The organism is Ferruginibacter sp. HRS2-29, from assembly GCF_024343615.1.
Classification (GTDB): Bacteria; Bacteroidota; Bacteroidia; order Chitinophagales; family Chitinophagaceae; genus Ferruginibacter.
On sequence record NZ_RJUB01000059.1, the window covers coordinates 1 to 2,935 of the forward strand.

Here is a 2,935-nt window from a genome sequence, read left to right on the forward strand (position 1 = left end):
ATGTAGGCTCTATCTCAGAAAACGGCCTGTTTGACAAGATCCTCAACAATGCCGATGTGAAAGATGCCCCGGTAAACACCGTGATGCAGCCTCCCTACCCCGAAGTGGCTTTTGACACACCGGTAGAGCGTTTGAGCGCATTCATCAATAAAGAGAACGGAGCGGTACTGAGTAAGGATGAGAGCGGGTTTTACCACATCGTGACGAAGTATGATATTATACAAAGCCTGACGAAGTAATCATCAATTACGAATTACGAATTACAAATTTTTCCGGGTGAAAGGGTTATTATAAATCTGAGAAATTTTTAATCCATAATTCGTAATTCGTAATTGATAATTCGTAATTGACTTTGGTTTTTACGTTTTTAAAAATATGATTAACAAAAAAGCCCTTTCGGGATTTTTTTCGTCCTTGCGGAAAAGTGCTTTATACGTACATCTCCTATTTGGGGGGCGCAACTGAAAACCGTTTGAAAAATTGTGTGATTTGGGCATCGAAGTTTTACGATTTGGCTAAAATCCTTTCCTACCAAGAGTTTCCAGATATTAATTACTTTTTATTTTTATTAAAAAAGTAATTTGTTATAGTAAAAATACGTACCCCAAAAGCGTAGCCCTACCCTAAACAGGGCAGTCATTTTACTACCCTATCCGTATTTTTTTCACTCCAAACAAAGAGCGGTTTTGCTCTTGTACAGGGCTGTTTTTCGCCGCATCTTTGTGTCAGAAGTTGATTGATAGAGATTAAATATCAAAATCGATCATTATCCAACAATCCTGATAAACCTGAGTGTCCAAATATCCAATTACGAAAAATCAGTAAAATTCAATATCAGTCAACTTCTACTTTTTAAAACAACTATAGTTACATCCATATATCCAGACGAAGAACCAAAGTAAAACCAATATCCTGTCTATGCTGTAAAAAGCGACGATGACAAAAAACAAAACCAATATCCAGCCTATGCTCCTAACCAGGGCGACGATGGCAAAAACCAAAACCGAACAATCCAATCCAATCCAAATCCTTTAAAAAACAACACAAAATCAATCCTGTGCATGATTGACCACAATCAAGGTACGAAAAACCAAACAGTACTCTGAAACCAGGATAACCTAACTTTTACAATATGAGCCCCCTCAGAAGTAAAATCCAATCCTGAAAAACCAACAGATGTGCAAGTTGGAAAAAATCTCTAAGGGCTCCGTATTCATACGGGGCCTTTTCAATTGCCCCGAATTCACGAATGCAGGAACGTGCCTGTGGCGCGTTATCCCTTAAAGAACGCGCCACAGGCACGTTCTTACATAAAATCGTAATTATACGTTACTTTATCCACGTAGTATCCCTCCTTAAAACATAGTCGATATACTATTCCGTGTGTATATCCAACACCGCGAAAAAAGAGCAATAACGCTCTTGTGCAGCCCCTTTTTTAGTCGCATCTTTGTATCAGAAGTTGATTGATAGAGAGATTAAATATCAAATATCAATCATTATCCAACAATCCTGATCAAACCAAGAGTTTACCAATATCCAATCCGAAAGACCGTAAAATTCAATATCAGTCAACTTCTACTTTTTTTTGAACATCTTTTGATCGAATTATAATCCTCGAAAAACCAACCGGAATTCATTATCCTGCTTATGCCCTCAAAGCGATGATAGCAAAAGACCAGATCCAGACAATATCCAGCCTATGCTTCTAACCAGAGCGACAATGGCAAACCAGGCATCCAATCCGAATCAAAACCAAAAACCAATTCCGAAGCCACCCCTAACCAAGGCCAGGCGAAGAACCAAACTGAAACCAGGAACATTATTAACTTGAGCCCCCTCAGAAGTAATTCCTCCTGAATGTTGGAAAAAAAATTGACTCCTGTCCTTGTGGCGGGAGTTTTTATTTGGGCAGAGGCGACAGACCACGGACCACAGACTACAGACCACGGCCAGGTTAAAAGAAATTGTTGCTCAGTAAGAACTTCGAAGCTTTCACCATTCAGCATTCACTATTGACTATTGACTATTCACTCATGCAACATTTTCAGCATATCCGCTGTCATAGCCATATCCCGTTTTTAACCGCCCCTTAAATATGAAATAAAGAAGCAATTGTTTGCCGGCCTTACAAAGGCTGCAACTTAAGCACTGCTCACGCCCGAGGTTTTCATTCGTAATTCGTAATTGCTACGTGTTTTTACGATTTGGTCATACGTACTAACCCCTCAAGAAAGTTGTTCAATTTACGATCGCCACAGTATTTACTTCACCGGTAATAAAGAGCAATTATGCTCTTGTACAGTCGCTTTTTTCGCCGCATCTTTGTACCAGAAGTTGATTGATATCGATTAAATATCAATCATTATCCAAAGATCCAGAACAAACCACGAGTTTTCCAATATCCATCCAAAAAGACCGTAAAATTCAGTATCAGTCAACTTCTATTTTTCTTTTAAAGCATACCAATATCCCACCAAAAGAACCAACAGGCCAATATCCGCTGGCAAAACCAACCATCCAATCCAATTAAAACCGAATGAACCAGATCCTAAGCTGAAGTTCCTAACCAGGGCACGAGCGAAAAACCAGACTGAAAACAGGATACATTATAAATGAGCCCCCTCAGAAGTAATTCCCTGAATGTTGGAAAAAGAATTGACTCCTGGCCCTTGTGGCGGGAGTTTTTATTTGGCCACAGACGACGGACGACAGACCACAGACAACGGACCACAGACGACAGACGACCGCCAGGCTAAAAGAAATTGTCATTCAGTAAACGCTTCGAAGCTTTGACTATTCACCATTCACTATTCACCATTCACCATTCACCATTCACTATTCACTATTCACCATTCACTATTCACTATTCACTATTCACTATCGTAGTTTTACGATTTTTGATCACGTACTATTTACCCCGTTTTTCCCGTCG

Annotated in this window: 1 pseudogene; it reads left to right on the forward strand. The window is 39.6% G+C overall.

The features are described 5' to 3' along the window. Positions 1–239: pseudogene (locus EGI32_RS10845) on the forward strand (cystathionine beta-synthase); the annotation flags it as partial. Positions 240–2,935 lie beyond the last annotated feature (2,696 nt).